Annotated in this window: 13 protein-coding genes and 1 other RNA gene; 10 read left to right on the top strand and 4 right to left on the bottom strand. The window is 60.5% G+C overall.

Annotated features, from left to right (window positions below; genetic code table 11):
* Positions 1-13: 13 nt before the first annotated feature.
* From pheA to gyrA, 4 genes are read right to left on the bottom strand one after another with little or no spacing between them, the layout of a single operon-like run.
* Positions 14-1129: a prephenate dehydratase gene (gene pheA, locus DES47_RS18375; protein WP_133702213.1), complete on the bottom strand. Its 1116-nt coding sequence runs from the start codon at positions 1127-1129 to the stop codon at positions 14-16.
* Positions 1122-2243: a 3-phosphoserine/phosphohydroxythreonine transaminase gene (gene serC / locus DES47_RS18370; RefSeq protein ID WP_133702212.1), complete on the bottom strand. Its 1122-nt coding sequence runs from the start codon at positions 2241-2243 to the stop codon at positions 1122-1124. Before serC ends, pheA begins: the two co-directional genes overlap by 8 nt.
* Entirely contained in the window at positions 2243-2857 is a 615-nt protein-coding gene (locus DES47_RS18365) for a DUF2059 domain-containing protein (RefSeq protein ID WP_243748379.1), read from the bottom strand. The genes serC and DES47_RS18365 overlap by 1 nt, the downstream gene beginning before the upstream one ends.
* Positions 2854-5529: a DNA gyrase subunit A gene (gene gyrA, locus DES47_RS18360; RefSeq protein ID WP_133702211.1), complete on the bottom strand. Its 2676-nt coding sequence runs from the start codon at positions 5527-5529 to the stop codon at positions 2854-2856. The genes DES47_RS18365 and gyrA overlap by 4 nt, the downstream gene beginning before the upstream one ends.
* Before the next feature lie 281 nt (positions 5530-5810).
* Here gyrA and ompA point away from each other — a divergent pair, with 281 nt between their 5' ends.
* From ompA to DES47_RS18310, 10 genes are all read left to right on the top strand, one after another.
* Complete coding sequence (gene ompA / locus DES47_RS18355; protein ID WP_133702210.1) at positions 5811-6467, top strand: outer membrane protein OmpA; 657 nt, start codon at positions 5811-5813, stop codon at positions 6465-6467.
* A 101-nt stretch (positions 6468-6568) separates the two neighbouring features.
* Complete coding sequence (gene ubiG, locus DES47_RS18350; protein WP_425057457.1) at positions 6569-7273, top strand: bifunctional 2-polyprenyl-6-hydroxyphenol methylase/3-demethylubiquinol 3-O-methyltransferase UbiG; 705 nt, start codon at positions 6569-6571, stop codon at positions 7271-7273.
* An 11-nt stretch (positions 7274-7284) separates the two neighbouring features.
* The gene (gph, locus tag DES47_RS18345; protein ID WP_243748378.1) at positions 7285-7938 is read left to right on the top strand and encodes a phosphoglycolate phosphatase; all 654 of its coding nucleotides are present in this window, start codon (positions 7285-7287) and stop codon (positions 7936-7938) included.
* Positions 7939-7949: 11 nt separating this feature from the next.
* Positions 7950-8322: a transfer-messenger RNA gene (ssrA, locus tag DES47_RS18340) on the top strand.
* A gap of 172 nt (positions 8323-8494) precedes the next feature.
* Positions 8495-9793, top strand: coding sequence for a tyrosine-type recombinase/integrase (locus tag DES47_RS18335; protein ID WP_133702208.1), 1299 nt, complete (start codon positions 8495-8497; stop codon positions 9791-9793).
* A 424-nt stretch (positions 9794-10217) separates the two neighbouring features.
* The gene (locus tag DES47_RS18330; RefSeq protein ID WP_133702207.1) at positions 10218-10709 is read left to right on the top strand and encodes a hypothetical protein; all 492 of its coding nucleotides are present in this window, start codon (positions 10218-10220) and stop codon (positions 10707-10709) included.
* Positions 10710-10803: 94 nt separating this feature from the next.
* Complete coding sequence (locus DES47_RS18325; protein ID WP_133702206.1) at positions 10804-11055, top strand: helix-turn-helix transcriptional regulator; 252 nt, start codon at positions 10804-10806, stop codon at positions 11053-11055.
* Between the two features lie 119 nt (positions 11056-11174).
* Positions 11175-12260: an AAA family ATPase gene (locus DES47_RS18320; RefSeq protein WP_133702205.1), complete on the top strand. Its 1086-nt coding sequence runs from the start codon at positions 11175-11177 to the stop codon at positions 12258-12260.
* Positions 12261-12432: 172 nt separating this feature from the next.
* Positions 12433-14688 carry an nSTAND3 domain-containing NTPase gene (locus DES47_RS18315; RefSeq protein ID WP_133702204.1) on the top strand — a complete coding sequence of 752 codons (2256 nt, stop codon included), beginning with the start codon at positions 12433-12435 and terminating at the stop codon, positions 14686-14688.
* A 185-nt stretch (positions 14689-14873) separates the two neighbouring features.
* The gene (locus DES47_RS18310; protein WP_133702203.1) at positions 14874-15746 is read left to right on the top strand and encodes an AAA family ATPase; all 873 of its coding nucleotides are present in this window, start codon (positions 14874-14876) and stop codon (positions 15744-15746) included.
* The last annotated feature ends 62 nt before the right edge of the window (positions 15747-15808 follow it).

Below are 15808 nucleotides of genomic sequence, written 5' to 3'. Positions count from 1 at the left end.
GCGGCAGCCTCGCTTAATGCACGTCGAGCGGGTAGGTGCCCAGCACCTTGAAGAAGGCGCAGACCGCGCGCAGCTCCTGCATCGCCTGCGCGACATGGGGCTCGTCCGGGTGACCCTGCAGGTCGATGTAGAAGTAGTACTCCCACTGGCCCGAGCGGGCCGGGCGCGACTCGAAGCGGCTCATCGACACGCCATGGGCCTTCAGCGGCACCAGCATGTCATGCAGCGCGCCGGGGCGGTTCGTCACCGAGACGACCAGGCTGGTGCAGTCGTGGCCCGAGGCGGCAGGCTGCGGGTGGCGGTCCGGGTGGGCGAGCACGGCAAAGCGGGTGCGGTTATGGGCATCGTCCTGGATCGCCGGCGACACCAGGTGCAGGCCGAACTCGCTGCCGGCGCGCTGGCTGGCAATCGCCGCCAGCTTGGGGTCAAGACTGGCCAGCCGTGCACCCTCGGCATTGCTGGCCACCGGCCGGCGCTCGGCCTGGGGCAGATGGGTGCTCAGCCATTGGTGGCATTGCGCCAAGGCCTGCGGATGGGCGCAGACGGCCTCGATGCCTTCCAGCGAATTACTCTTGCGCAGCAGGTTGTGGCGCACCACCAGGCTGGTCTCGCCGATGATGGACAGCGGCGTGCTCAGGAACAGGTCCAGCGAGCGCGTCACCACGCCCTCGGTTGAGTTCTCGACCGGCACCACGCCGAAATCGGCCGCGCCGGCAATCGTCTGGTGCAGCACCTCGTCGAAGTTAGCACAGGGCACGCGCACGATGCTGGAGCCGAAATAGCCCAGCGCCGCCTCCTCGCTGAAGGTGCCGGCCGGGCCCAGATAGGCCACGCGTATCGGCGTTTCCAGCGCGCGGCAGGCCGACATGATCTCGCGCCAGATTGGCGCCACGCTCTCGGTCTGCAGCGGGCCACTGTTCTTCAGCTTCAGGCCGTCGATGACCTGGGCCTCGCGCTCGGGGCGGAACACCACCGAGCCCTCGTGCTTCTTCAGCTCGCCCACGGCCAGGGCCAGTTGGGCGCGCTGGTTGAGCAGCTGCAGCAGTTGGCCATCGACGCTGTCTATCTGCTGGCGCAGGGCCAGCAATTCGGGGGGGACGGGTGCGGTAGGTGTTGTTGAATCAGCCATGACGGGCTTCGAAATCTCGCATTAAGTCGACCAAGGCCTGCACGCCTTCCAGCGGCATGGCGTTGTATATCGAGGCACGCATGCCGCCCACGGACTTGTGTCCCTTGAGCTGGAGCAGGCGGCGCTCGCGGGCGTCGGCCAGGAAAGCGTCATTCAAGCGTTCGTCACGCAAAAAGAAGGGCACGTTCATGCGCGAGCGGGCGTTGTGGGCCACGCGGTTGATGAACATGCCGCTGCCGTCCAGGGTGCTGTACAGCAGCTCAGCTTTATCGATATTGCGCTGCTCGATCGCGGCCAGCGCGTTGCGGCCCCGGTACGAGAAGCGCTTCAGCCATTGAAACACCAGCCCGGCCATATAGATGCCATAGGTCGGTGGGGTGTTGAACATCGACTGGGCCTGGGCCACGGTCTGGTAGTTGAAGGCCGAGGGGCAGGCCTGAAGCGCATGACCCAGCAGGTTGTTACGCACGAAGACCAGAGTCAGGCCGGCCGGGCCGATGTTCTTCTGGGCACCGCCAAAGGCCAGGCCGACGCGCGACCAGTCCAGCGGGCGGGACAGCTGCTGCGACGAGAAGTCGATCACCAGCGGGGCATCGCTGCCCAGCGCCTTCAGGTCGGGAATCTCGTGGAACTCGACGCCGTGGATGGTCTCGTTGGAGCACAGATGCACATAGGCAGCATCGCGCCGCAACTGCCAGTTCGACGGCTCGGGCAGGGCGGTGAAGCCGCTGGCCTCGTTGCTGGCGGCGATATGCACGTCGGCGTAGCGCTTGGCCTCGCCGGCGCTCTTCTGTGACCAGGCGCCGGTGACGACGAAGTCGACCTTGCCCCCGCGCGACAGATTCAGCGGCACGATCGCGTTCTCGGCAAGGCCGCCACCCTGCATGAACAGGATGTGGAAGTCCTTCGGGACAGCGAGCAACTCGCGCAGATCGCTTTCGGCCTGCTCATAGATGGAGATGAACTCCTTCCCGCGATGGCTCATCTCCATCACGCTCATGCCCGAGCCATGCCAGTCCAGCATCTCGGCAGCGGCGGTTTCCAGCACCTCGGCGGGCAGGGCTGCCGGCCCGGCCGAGAAGTTGTAGGGGCGTTGCTGCAGCTGTGCTTGCATTACTTCTTGGCGGCGCTGGTGCTCGGGGTCACTGGCTTGGTGGTCGTCGGTGCCGTGGGCGCCGGCTGCGGGCTCAGGCCCAGGCGCTTGGCCACGCCCTGCTCCAGGGTCTTCAGCCGACCCTCGATGGCGCCGCGCATCTCGGCCACCAGCTTCTGGCCCAGCGCGTTCTGCATCTCGCCGCCCATCTGCTGGTACTTCTTGTTCACCGGGGACTCGAACCAGGCGATCAACTGCTTCAACTCGTCCTCGTTGAACTTCTCGTCCAGCATCGGGCCGATGGTGGTCGGGGCCAGCTGCACAGCCTTGTCACGGGTCAGCGCGGAGGCCTCGTCAACGAACTTGCGCACATCGGCCTCGATCGCCTTGGCGGTGGCTTCGCGCTTGTCGGCTGGCACCTGCTGAAGCGCTGCGCCTGCACCCTGCATCATGCGGGCGGCGGGCTGCTCGACCAGCGCACGGGCCAGCGACTCGATGCCCGGTTGCTGGAAGGCCAGCACCTTGGCGATCAGCTCCTTCTTGGCTGCACTGGGCGCGGCCGCGGTTTGCGCCTGGGCGCCGAAAGCCAGCAGCAGAGCGGCCGCAACGGTGAGCTGTTTCAGATGAAATTTCAAGTCGATTCCTTGTTTGAGCTGTCGTCCGGCGCGTTGCCGTTGTTGGCTTCGGTGTCGCCTTCGGCGACGGTGTCGTTGGCGTCGTTCTCGACGATGCGCTGCAGGCCCGAGAGCTGGGCGCCATCGTCCAGCGCGATCAGGGTCACGCCTTGCGTGGCGCGGCCAAGCTCGCGGATCTCCGAGACCCGGGTGCGTACCAGAACGCCCTTGTCGGTGATCAGCATGATCTCGTCTTCCGGGCGCACCAGCGTGGCGGCCACGACACGGCCGTTGCGCTCGCTTTGCTGGATCGCGATCATGCCCTTGGTGCCACGGCCATGGCGGGTGTACTCGATGATGGAGGTGCGCTTGCCGTAGCCGTTCTGCGTCGCGCAGAGCACGCTCACCGGCGAGCTGGAGCCATCGTCCTGCTCGGCCACCAGCATCGCGATGACGCGCTGACCTTCCTCGAGCATCATGCCGCGCACGCCGCGGGCCTGGCGGCCCATCGGGCGCACATCGTCCTCGTCAAAGCGCACCGCTTTGCCGCCATCGCTGAACAGCATCACGTCGTGTTTGCCATCGGTCAGCGCTGCGCCCACCAGGGCATCGCCCGGGTCCAGGTCAACGGCAATGATGCCGGCCTTGCGCGGGTTGCTGAACTCGTTCAGCGCCGTCTTCTTGACCGTGCCCATGTCGGTGGACATGAACACATAGTGGTCCGCCGGGAAGCTGCGGAACTCGCCGGTCAGCGGCAGCACGACGGTGATCTTTTCCTCGGGCTGCAGCGGGAACATATTGACGATGGGGCGGCCGCGCGAATTGCGCGAGCCCTGCGGCACTTCCCAGACCTTCAGCCAATAGACACGGCCACGGTTGCTGAAGCACAGTATCCAGTCGTGCGTGTTGGCGATGAAGAGCTGGTCAATCCAGTCGTCGTCCTTGGTCTGCGCCGCCTGCTTGCCGCGACCACCGCGCTTCTGGGCGCGGTACTCGGCCAGCGGCTGGCTCTTGATATAACCGGTGTGAGAGAGCGTGACCACCATGTCGGTGGGCGTGATCAGGTCCTCGGTGCCCAGCTCCTGGACGTTGTGCTCGACCACCGAGCGGCGGGCGCCGACCTTGGTCTGGCCGAACTCCTGCTTCACGCCGGTCAGCTCTTCGCTGATGATGAAGGTCACGCGGGCGGGCTTGGCCAGGATGTCCAGCAGATCGGCGATCTGCGACATCACTTCCTTGTACTCGCCGATGATCTTGTCCTGCTCCAGCCCGGTCAGGCGCTGCAGACGCATCTGCAGGATTTCGCCGGCCTGATCGTCGGACAGGCGATACAGGCCGTCGGCCTGCATGCCGAACATCGGCGCCAGACCCTCGGGGCGGAAGGCCTCGCGGCCGCCGGGCGTGTCGCCCTCGGCGCGCACCAGCATCTCGCGCACAAGTGATGAGTCCCAGCTCTTGCTCATCAGCGCGGCCTTGGCGACCGGCGGCGTCGGCGAGTTCTTGATCGTCTCGATGAACTCGTCGATATTGGCCAGGGCCACGGCCAGGCCTTCCAGCACATGGCCACGCTCGCGCGCCTTGCGCAGTTCGAAGATGGTGCGGCGGGTGACGACCTCGCGACGGTGCTCGAGGAAGACCGTGATCAGGTCCTTCAGATTGCACAGCTTGGGCTGACCGTCGATCAGCGCCACCATATTCATGCCGAAGGTGTCTTGCAGCTGAGTCTGCTTGTACAGATTGTTCAGCACCACCTCGGGCACTTCGCCGCGTTTCAGGTCGATGACCACGCGCATGCCGGACTTGTCGGACTCGTCCTGGATGTGGCTGATGCCCTCGATCTTCTTCTCGTTGACCAGCTCGGCAATGCGCTCCAGCAGGGTCTTCTTGTTGACCTGGTAGGGCAGTTCGTCAACGATGATGGACTGGCGCTGGCCGCGATCGATGTCCTCAAAGTGCACCTTGGCGCGCATCACGATCTTGCCGCGGCCGGTGCGGTAGCCTTCGCGCACGCCCTGCAGGCCGTAGATGATGCCGGCGGTCGGGAAGTCCGGCGCCGGGATGATCTCCATCAACTCGTCGATCGTGCAGTCCGGGTTCTTCAGCGAATGCAGGCAGGCGTCCACCACCTCGTTGAGGTTGTGCGGCGGGATGTTCGTCGCCATGCCCACGGCAATGCCGCCCGAGCCATTGATCAGCAGGTTCGGCAGCTTGGTCGGCAGCACCAGCGGCTCTTTCTCGGAGCCGTCGTAGTTGGGGCCGAAATCGACCGTTTCCTTGTCCAGGTCGGCCAGCAGCTCGTGGGTAATCTTGGCCAGGCGGATTTCGGTGTATCGCATGGCGGCGGCGTTGTCGCCGTCCACCGAGCCGAAATTGCCCTGACCATCGACCAGCATATGCCGCATGGAAAAGTCCTGCGCCATCCGCACGATGGTGTCGTAGACCGACTGGTCACCGTGCGGGTGGTACTTACCGATCACGTCACCGACGATACGGGCCGACTTCTTGTAGGGGCGGTTCCAATCATTGTTCAACTCGTGCATGGCGAACAAGGCGCGCCGGTGCACAGGTTTGAGGCCGTCGCGGGCATCGGGTAGGGCCCGGCCCACGATCACGCTCATGGCGTAATCGAGGTACGAGCGCCGCATCTCCTCTTCGAGGCTGATGGGCAGGGTTTCCTTGGCAAACTGAGTCATGCGCTGGGCGCGGCTTGAGCCAGAGGTGTCCACATACCTCCGGCTGGCCAACGTCTAATTGGACGGAAGCGTGAATTCTAATTGCCCTGGCGTGTCGCTAGCGCACAACATTGTGCGAACACTGGCCGGGCGCATTGAGCAAAATGGAGCCGTCCCAGTGCCCTATGGCACAATGACTCGTCGATGGCAGACCCCCGTGCAAGCTGGGGTTTACGCCAACGTACCCATACTTGTTGTGGACGTATCGCAGGGCAACTGCGGCTTTCCTTGAGAGGAGAATCATGAAGAAACTGAATCGAGTGGCATCGCTCTTCGCGTTCGCTGCTGTCGCCGCGTCTGGCGCTTCCGCCCAGACGATCGACAACTGGCGTGCCACAGACGGCACTGTCTGGAAGAACGGTACCAACGAATACTGCTGGCGCAATTCCAATTGGACCCCGGCTACCGCCGCGGCCGATTGCGATGGCGCCATCAAGCCGGCTCCCAAGGTTGTGGCTCCCCCGCCGCCTCCGCCGCCTGCTCCGGCGCCTGTCGCCGCGCCGAAGCCTCCGGCTCCCGTGGTGCCTCCCGCACCTGTGAGCGAGAAGGTCACCTTCGCTGCTGACGCTTTCTTCGACTTCGACAAGTCTGTGTTGAAGACCGAAGCCAAGGCCAAGCTGGATGATCTGGTCGGCAAGACCGGTGGCATCAATCTGGAAGTCATCATCGCCGTGGGTCACACCGACTCGGTCGGTACCGATGCTTACAACCAGAAGCTGTCGGTGTCTCGCTCGGAAGCCGTCAAGGCTTATCTGGTGAGCAAGGGCGTCGAGAAGAATCGCGTCTACACCGAAGGCAAGGGCGAGAAGCAGCCTGTTGCTGACAACAAGACCTCCGAAGGTCGCGCCAAGAACCGCCGCGTCGAAATCGAAGTGGTCGGCACTCGCGCCAAGAAGTGATGTATCGAGCGTCTTGACGCTCGTCATCGAAGCCCCGCTCCGGCGGGGCTTTTTTTATGTCCGGGCCGGTGGTGCCCCGACTTGTTCGTAAGATTGCGCCCATGATCAACGCCGACCCCCAAGAGCTTGCCAAGTTCAGCGAGCTGGCCCACCGCTGGTGGGATCCGCACAGCGAATTCAAGCCGCTTCACCAGATCAACCCGCTACGCCTGGCCTGGATGGACGGTTTGAGCCCGTTCAAGGGGCTGAAGGTTCTGGATGTGGGCTGCGGCGGCGGCATCCTCACCGACTCGATTGCGCGTAAAGGCGCCCAGGCGCTGGGCATAGACCTGTCCACGAAGGCGCTGCGCGTGGCGCAGCTGCATGCGATGGAGGCGGGTACCGAGGGTGTTGAGTACCGCGAAGTGCCGGTCGAGGAGCTGGCTGCCGAGATGCCGGGCGCATTTGACACCGTCACCTGCATGGAAATGCTGGAGCATGTGCCCGACCCGTCTTCGGTGGTGCGCGCCTGCAGCGCCCTGGTCAAGCCCGGCGGCTGGGTGTTCTTCTCGACCTTGAACCGCAACCCCAAGGCCTTCCTGTTCGCCATCGTCGGCGCCGAGTACCTGCTCAAGATGCTGCCCAAGGGCACGCATGAGTACGCCCGCTTCATCCGCCCCAGCGAGCTGGCTCAATACTGCCGTGACGCCGGGCTGGAGCTGCACAGCAGCAAGGGGCTGGAGTACAACCCGCTGACCCAGGCCTATTGGCTGTCGGCCGACACCAGCGTCAACTACATGATCGCCTGCCGAAAGCCTACGTTGTGAACAGTAGTGACGTGCGGGCCGTACTGTTCGATCTGGATGGCACACTGGTGGATAGCGCTCCGGATCTGGCCGGCGCTGCCAACCAGATGCGCAGCATCCGGGGTTTGGCCGACCTGCCCTATGCTCAATTGCGGCCCATGGTGGGCACCGGCGCGCGCGGCATGCTGGGTGTGGCTCTGGGGGTGACGCCCGCCGCGCCCGACTACGAGGCGCTGAAACACGAGTTTCTCGACCTCTATGAGAGCCGCATGCTGCAGGAAACGCGGGTTTTCGAGTCCGTCATGGGCCTGCTGGACGCGCTGCAGCGACGATCGCTGCCCTGGGCCATCGTCACCAACAAGGCCGAACGCTTTGCCCTGCCGCTGACCCAGGCCCTGGGCCTGCAGCGCGGCGCTGCAGCCGTGATCGGTGGCGACACGACGCCCCATGCCAAGCCGCACCCGGCGCCGCTGCTGGAGGCTGCGCGCCGTGCCGGCGTGGCCGCCGAGCACTGCATCTACGTCGGCGACGACGAACGCGACATCCTGGCCGGCCGTGCCGCCGGCATGCGCACGGTGGCCGCTGCCTGGGGCTATCTCGGCCAGGGCGCACCTATTCATGAGTGGGGGGCCGATTTAACAATAGAAAGTCCGCAGGCCCTCTTGCATTGGTTATCTGTGGCCTAATATCACTTTCAGGGGCCGACCTGGTTTCGACGTGGGTGCGGATCCGGAGTGGGGCATGCCGAGCACCAGTTCGCTCGTAAAACCACTGGAAACAAAGTAACTGCAAACGACTCTACGTTCGCACTCGCTGCTTAATTGCAGATGAGCTTCTCAACGGTTGGCCTATGGGCCGGGCCGCGAATCGCAAGGTTCAAGGCTGAGAAGTCATTCACATAGGCTGGTTTCGTGGCGGGTCACTCGTCACGGAACAAGATTTAGTGACTGGCGGGAAAGGTAGCGTGCCGCTGCGCGACCTGAACGCGAGATTCAAATCAGACGGCTACGCATGTAGAACTGCCTGGTGATGGCTGACGGACGGGGGTTCAATTCCCCCCGGCTCCACCAATTAAGTGAATCACGATGGTTCACAACCCCTAAAGCACCTAAGTAAATCAACGACTTAGGTGCTTTTTTCATGTCAGGACCACGCACGAGAGGGCTTTACATCTCGCTATAGACCGTACAACAATCCGGACAACTGCTCGTTTTGAGTTGTACGTTTTAGGAGTTGTACGAAATGGCCGGCATTGAGAAGCTCTCCGACAAGGCAATTCAGGCGACGTTTAAGGCGGTGGCTGCCGCTGGCAAGGCCAAGACCATCGGCGACGGTGGCGGCCTGGTGCTGGAGGTCCAGCCCAGCGGAGCGGGCTGGTGGCGCCTCCGGTACAGCTTCGGCGGCAAGGAGAACCGGCTCAGCGTCGGCACCTATCCCGAAGTCACGCTGGCCAATGCCCGACAGCGGCGCCGGGATGCCCTGGTGTTGATCGCCGCCGGCACCGACCCCAGCGACAAGCGCAAGGCCGACAAAGAGGCCCAGGCGATGAAAGCTGAAACGGCGCGGCTGGCCGATGCGGGTCTGCCCGGCCCCGGCACCTTCGAATTCGTCGCGCGAGATTGGCTCAAGACTGTTCACGAGGTCAAAGTCAGCGCCGGCCACGCCGAGCGCACGCGCATTCGTCTGGAGCAAGACGCCTTCCCCTGGATAGGGCGGCGACCCATTGGCGAGATTGAGCCGCCCGAACTGCTGCAATGCCTGCGGCGCGTCGAGGCGCGCGGCGCCATCGAGACGGCCCACAGGGTCAAGGACGCCTGCGGGCAGGTGTTCAGGTTCGGCATCGCAACCGGCGATTGCCAGCGCAACCCCGCCGCCGATCTGCGCGACGCGCTGAAGCCGGTGCAATCCACCCACCATGCCGCCATCACAGACCCCAAGCAGGTCGGGAAGCTCCTGCGCGACATGAACGAGTACGAGGGGCAGCCGGTGACCCGGGCGGCGCTGCAGTTGTCTGCACTGTCTCTGCTGCGCCCCGGTGAGTTGCGGCACATGGAATGGGCCTGGATCGACCTGGAAGCCGCAGTGCTTACCGTGCCGGCAGAGACGATGAAGCGCAACAAGGCCGACAAGGCGGACGGACCGCCGCACATCGTGCCATTGGCGACTCAGGCCGTCGAGGTGCTGAACGGCTTACAGCCGCTGACGGGGCATGGGCGCTATGTGTTCCCTGCTTTGACGACCAGCCAGCGGTGCATGAGCGAAAACACGGTGCGCAGCGCCCTGCGGCGCATGGGCTACGGCAACGACGACATGACCGCCCACGGCTTCAGGGCGACGGCGCGCACCTTGATTGCCGAGCGCCTGAACGTTCGCCCTGAGGTCATCGAGGCGCAACTAGCGCACGCCGTTCCCGATGCACTCGGTCGGGCCTACAACCGTACGCAGTTCATCGATCAGCGCCGGCAGATGATGCAGGCCTGGGCTGACTATCTCGATCAGTTGCGGACCGGTGCCAAGGTCATCGAGTTTCGGGCCGCCTGACACGTTTGGGTCGTTGTATGTCGGAACTGTTCCGACCCTTAGGCACGTGGCAGGAACCCTGTAATCGGTCCCTGGAATGGCAATGCGGGGCGATCCCTTAGGGATAGGTGCGACCGAACCCTTAGGGGCAAGCGACGCAGGCCCCCGGCGGGGGCGTCGATTGCGGAATCGACAACGTTCCGGCGTGCACAGCCATCCTTTAGCGGCCTTGGTGTCCTTCCCCTTAGGGTCTTGGGGAAGCTTGGCATCGAGTTGAAACCGAATCGTCTGCGTGCAGCAGTCCTTAGGGGCAATGCGATGCAATCACATCGCACCCGCCAAACGAGGGCATTTGCAATTGCAGCCGCTCACCCTAAGGTTCTTTGCCGTGGACAATGAGGGTTGTTCTTTTGAGCGAGGCGTGACGGAAGTCAGCTGTTGATACATGGACGACCCGAATGCTGAGTTTGAAGAGAAGGCCCGCGCCTGGCGCGATGAGTTGGCTGAGATTGCGCGCACGAGGTGGAAGCACATCAAGTCGAGCGAGGCACGAGCCCAAGCTGTCCTTGATCAGTTTTTCAAGTACGAGGACACGCCGTACGAAACCAATGACTCGGAGGATTTCTTTAATGAGATGCAGCTGCTGGACGAGTCAATCAAGATCTGTCTGGACTCTAGATCGATGTGGCATTTCATCGAATTGGCAGCCCAGGTTGTCATCAGCAGCAATGCATCTGGCCTAGCGGGCAAGAGACACGCCGAAAACCGCGCCATGAAGGCCGAGGTCTTTGCATGGCTCGACGCCAACATGGCGCAGTACAAGAGCATGGATGCGGCAGCACAGGCAATTGCGGGAGTCGTCGTTCCGGTGACGTTCAGAACCGCGCGTGACTGGGTAGTTGGATGGAAGAAGCTACGGTCTGCCGGCACGCCGTAGGTTCTGCGGGCACACCCTGCAGGAAGCCCGCAAAGCGACTTCACTGGCGACGCCCTAGAAATAAAGATGCACCCATCCAAACAGGAGGGCGCACATGCAAGCAGGCACGATCAAGACCACTCGGGGTAACGACCGAAACCCCCAATCGCTCCACGCGGTTCAACTCTCAGATGCGCTGCTGCGCATCCAAACGGTAGCCCAAGCGACGGGGCTGTCGGACGCGACGATTTACCGCAAGTTGGCGGCCGGGGAGTTTCCAGAACCTATCCGGCTGGGAAAGCGTTGCACCCGTTGGAAGGCGGCGGACGTGCGGACCTGGATTCAGTCTCAAGGGGTCAGCTCTTGATCCCGCAGCACCTGGAGGCCCATGCGAGGGGCTCGCTGCATAGCTTCGGTGATCCACGGCCAGAACCTAGCTGTGACGGCTCGTCAGCGATTCGCCCTGTCAGTGTCAGCCGGGATGGTGTGATCCTCACCTGTGCTGCATCGCTGAAGCCGGAGCCGGTAACTTGGCTGTGGCCGTACTGGCTCGCCCAAGGCAAGCTGCACATCCTGGCTGGGGCGCCTGGACAAGGAAAAACCACCATCGCACTTGCCTTTGCGGCGACCGTGACCACCGGCGGGCGTTGGCCCGACGGATCACGTAGCCCCGTGGGCAATGTACTTATGTGGAGCGGCGAGGACGATCCCGCCGACACACTGGTTCCTCGTCTGCTTGCGATGGGGGCGGACCCTGGCCGGGTTCATTTCATCACGGGCTCTCGTGTCGGCAGCGAGGTGCTGCCCTTCGACCCGGCAAGGGACATGACGCAAGTGCTGGCCGCGGCGGAGCAGATCGGAGACGTGCGATTGCTGATTCTGGATCCGGTAGTTTCTGCCGTGGCCGGCGACAGTCACAAGAACACAGAGGTCCGAAGGGCGATGCAGCCATTGGTTGACCTTGGCGCGGCGCTGAATTGTGCGGTGCTGGGGATCTCTCACTTCAGCAAGGGTGGGGCGGGCTCCGAACCGGCATCACGGGTTGTCGGGTCGATCGCGTTCACAGCGGTTGCGCGCGTCGTGATGGTGGCGGCCAAGGTGCACAGCGACGACGGCGAGGACCGGCGCATTCTGGCGCGTGGCAAATCCAATATCGGGCCAGACGATGGCGGGTTCGAGTATCAGATCGAACAGAGCGAGCCGCTACCAGGCATTCATGCCAGTTACATCGCTTGGGGCGACTCTGTGGATGGATCGGCGCGGGAACTGCTGGCCGAACCCGATCAGGGTCAGGGTGAGGGCGGCGAGGTCGGTGCGTTCGATGACGCTTGCGCGTTCCTGCGGAGCGAGTTGGCGCAGGGGCCGAAGTCGGCCAAGTACCTGCTCGGGGAGGCTCGCCAAGCTGGACACAGTGAACGCACTATCAAACGAGCCAAGGCGCGCTTGAACATCGAGTCGCGTAAAGAGTCGACTGGCTGGCTCTGGGGTATGGCGCTGGAAGCTGAATTCAAGGGTGCCAAGAATGCCAAGGAATCCAACGTTAGAAACCTTGGCACCGTTGGCACCCTTTAGCCAGAAAGCGAGGTGTTTTGATGGGTGTCTGAGCTTCGCGAGTACCAGCACTGACAGTCGCTTGAGGCGACGTGGCAGTAATGGGATCTTCACGGGCATAGGAGCGCTGTCTGAACACTGCGCTTCACCGCATCTGGCTATCATGTAAACAACTGACTACACGGATGCGCAAATGCCCCCCCTTTCGTTCGATTTGCACGTTCTAGGCTGGAAAGCTTTCGAAGATCTAGTTGCTTGCATTTTCCGCGACATTCTCGGCCAAACACTCCAGGTATTTTCAGAGGGTCAGGATGGTGGGCGTGATGCGGCATATTACGGCGCTTGGACACCCAAAAATGAAACCAAGTCTTATTCAGGGAATTTCTGCATTCAATGCAAACATACTAGTAAGCCGTCGCGTCAAATTTCGATGTCAACGATTGATGGTGAGCTAGAAAAAATAGAGCGGCTTGCAAAGTCCGGGCTGTGCGATAACTATTTTTTGGTAACAAATCACACGCTGCCTGCAGGATTTTCTGAACAAGCAGAAGCCCGTATTGTCGCTTCAGGCGCGAAGACCGCACGAGTTTTTGGTAGCGAATGGATCGCGCAGACAATTTCTGAAAACCCCAGACTGCGAAGACTGGTGCCTCGCCTTTATGGGCTTGGCGATTTAACGCAAATTATTACCCATCAAGCATATAGTCAAGCGCGAAGCGTACTTGATTCCATTGCGCCTGATTTGGCTTGTTTCGTGCCAACTGGGGCGTATCGGCAATCAGCTCAAGCATTACAGGAGCACGGATTCGTTTTGCTACTGGGGGAGCCTGCCAGTGGCAAGACGATGATCGCAAATTTACTGGCCTTGTCTGCTGCCGATGAATGGAATCTACAAACACTGATGATCAGCAATCCCGCTGACTTCTCGAAGCTATGGAATCCAAACGATCCGGGGCAATTTCTATGGGTTGATGATGCTTTCGGGGCTACTCAATACAATTCGGGCTGTGTTGGCGAATGGAATCAACAGCTTCCAAAGCTAAAGGCGGCGATAAAGCACGGCGCACGTGTTGTATTTACATCCCGAGACTATATATTTTCTGCTGCACAGCGCGATCTAAAAACATCAGCATTCGAACTCTTTAACGACAGCCGCGTCATCATCCAAGTTGAGGCACTTACCGAAGGTGAGCGCCAAATGATTCTGTACAGCCACTTGAAAGCCGGGTCCCAGCCTATCAAATTTAAGACCGATGTAAAGGCATCCCTGGAAGTGGCCGCTCAAGTGCCAAAATTTCTGCCTGAAATTGCGCGTAGGTTTGGTAATCCGAAATTTACCCAAGGAATGGCGACTACAAGTGAGGGTGTCCAGACCTTCTTTGAGCGACCAGTAGATGTTCTATTCGATGTTGTTAGTTCACTCGCAGCGGCGGAAAAGGCCGCGATTGGGCTCGTATTCATAGCTGGCGGTAAGCTTTCTATTCCAGTGACTGCAGATGACCATGTGGCTGGAACCCTAGAGTTACTGGGGGTGACTTTAGGGGAGGTAAAGGCTGCACTGGTTAGCCTGGAGGACTCCTTGCTAAAAAGGACAAGAGAGTCATCGTCGGAGTTTTGGGTCTTTCGTCACCCCACTATTCGGGATGCATATGCGACTTTGGTCGGTGGAAATCCAGAGTTGATTGATGTCTATATTGCTGGGGTAAGCACTGAGCGATTGGTCGAGGAAGTGACCTGCGGCAATCCTGTGCAAGGCGCTAAAATAGTTGTCCCAACAAACAGATACCAGCAAGTGCTGGAGAAACTGAAATCCCAGCCGCCGGCAAAATCTTGGTGGGCCGATCCGGTTAAGAGTTTCTTGGGCTCGCGATGCTCAGCTGAATTTATATCAGCCTATTACGCTACCGATGATATTTCTACGTGCATTCCAATGCATTCGTGGAACATTAGTCCACATGACAGTGGCGTGAAGATCTTATCTAAATTGAATGAAGCTGGTCTCCTTCCCGAAGAGGTAAGGAAAAAGACCGTCGAAAAAATCATCAAAGTCTCTGAAGAAAAGTATTCTGCTAGATTTTTTGGCTCTTCTGGAGCGAACGGAATTCTAACCAATGAGGAGCGGAATAATGGGCTAAAGAGTGTCGCAAAATCCGTCCTAATGAATGGTGCGTCGATTTTGCAGGAAATTAAAGAGAGCTGGGATCGTGAAGAGAGTCCTGATGGTATTTTTTATGAAATTGACGGATTGCTTGAACTTGTCGATGAAAACGATATGTTTGACGAGGACAGCCAGGCAGAGGCTTTGGGTTTGCGTGAAAATATTAGAGAAATAGTTTTAGATCTTGAGAAGAATATCAAAGAGCCAGAATACGAAAAACTTGATACTGAGGAGGCGATTGAAAAATCGGCCACTATCGCGCGTAGCGTTTTTGACGACGTCGATCAATGATCTATTGCTATTGAGGTTGTACGTGCTACCGGATTGCAGATGAATCTTTGATGGTCAACGGCGCTGCACAACATGAAATTGATCTCCCAGAGCGGGGCGAGTCGGCGTCGTGCGCCAACCGCTGGTGTGCTCGTTCTATTTGAGTGAAACTCTGAATCTCTCAGGGAACTAGACCAAGGGCCACTATGCTGACCGGCATTCAATCGCTGAAGGGCTTCGGCATCTTCGATGAGTACTCGCGTCCTGCGGGCACCCATGACTTCTGCGACCGAAACATCATCTATGGCTGGAACTACTCCGGCAAGACGACGCTGTCGCGCCTATTCCACGCCCTTGACCAACGAGCACCGCACCCTGAGCTGGCTGGCTGTCGGTTTTCGCTCACCGGTAGCGATGGAACGACCATTACCGAGGCCAACGTGGCTGCGTGTACAAAGACAGTCAGAGTCTTCAACTCTGATTTCATAGCCGATAGCCTGAATTGGAATGGGGGGGCTTTTCGGCCCATCCTCCTTCTTGGGGAAGAGGCGAAGGACGCTCAGCAGAAGATCGATCACTTCGAGAGGGTCATCTCTCGTTGCGCCGCAAGCGCCGCAAATCGGCAGCGCGACGCTCAGGCGATTGACGACTCGCTCAGTGAGGCAAAGACGGCAGCCGCCAAGCAGATCAAGACGACTCTCGGGATTGTTGAGGTGTTCACGGCGGCGCATCTAAGCCAGCTCTTGACGGTTATAAGCGTGCTTGACGACACAGTTCATAGCCTCCCCGCAGACAAGCTTGCCAGTGACCTTAGCCTTGCCAACTCGTCCGCCAAAGATCAGTTGCCGTTAGTACACGAAGTGAAGTTTGCTTCGGGTGCGGCGGCCGTTTACGGCACTGCTCGCGCCCTGTTTAAGCAGAGGCCAGCTTCCTTGATGTCTATTGAGTCACTAAGGCAGCAGCCTTTGGTTGCCTCCTGGGTGGGCCAGGGTCTTCACCTTCATGAAAACACGGATACTTGTGCGTTCTGCCGTAAGCGGTCAATTAACCGCGTCCTTGAGCAACGAGTGTTGAGCTGACAGCCTACGTTCCCATGTACATCAACGTGGGAACGTAATGGCCAGTGATTTGGAAGACATCA

It is taken from the genome of Roseateles toxinivorans (genome assembly GCF_004362525.1).
In the GTDB taxonomy this organism is placed as follows: Bacteria; Pseudomonadota; Gammaproteobacteria; order Burkholderiales; family Burkholderiaceae_C; genus Paucibacter; species Paucibacter toxinivorans.
The sequence above is the reverse complement of the archived record's forward strand: the minus strand, read 5'-3'. Positions and strand labels throughout refer to the sequence as shown.

What these genes read in the sequence shown, in the direction of transcription:
- pheA (WP_133702213.1), bottom strand. Translation starts at nt 1,129, where the DNA reads ATGGCTGATTCAACAACACCTACCGCACCCGTCCCCCCCGAATTGCTG.
- serC (WP_133702212.1), bottom strand. Translation starts at nt 2,243, where the DNA reads ATGCAAGCACAGCTGCAGCAACGCCCCTACAACTTCTCGGCCGGGCCG.
- gyrA (WP_133702211.1), bottom strand. Translation starts at nt 5,529, where the DNA reads ATGACTCAGTTTGCCAAGGAAACCCTGCCCATCAGCCTCGAAGAGGAG.
- ompA (WP_133702210.1), top strand. Translation starts at nt 5,811, where the DNA reads ATGAAGAAACTGAATCGAGTGGCATCGCTCTTCGCGTTCGCTGCTGTC.
- ubiG (WP_425057457.1), top strand. Translation starts at nt 6,569, where the DNA reads ATGATCAACGCCGACCCCCAAGAGCTTGCCAAGTTCAGCGAGCTGGCC.
- DES47_RS18335 (WP_133702208.1), top strand. Translation starts at nt 8,495, where the DNA reads ATGGCCGGCATTGAGAAGCTCTCCGACAAGGCAATTCAGGCGACGTTT.
- DES47_RS18330 (WP_133702207.1), top strand. Translation starts at nt 10,218, where the DNA reads ATGGACGACCCGAATGCTGAGTTTGAAGAGAAGGCCCGCGCCTGGCGC.
- DES47_RS18325 (WP_133702206.1), top strand. Translation starts at nt 10,804, where the DNA reads ATGCAAGCAGGCACGATCAAGACCACTCGGGGTAACGACCGAAACCCC.
- DES47_RS18315 (WP_133702204.1), top strand. Translation starts at nt 12,433, where the DNA reads ATGCCCCCCCTTTCGTTCGATTTGCACGTTCTAGGCTGGAAAGCTTTC.
- DES47_RS18310 (WP_133702203.1), top strand. Translation starts at nt 14,874, where the DNA reads ATGCTGACCGGCATTCAATCGCTGAAGGGCTTCGGCATCTTCGATGAG.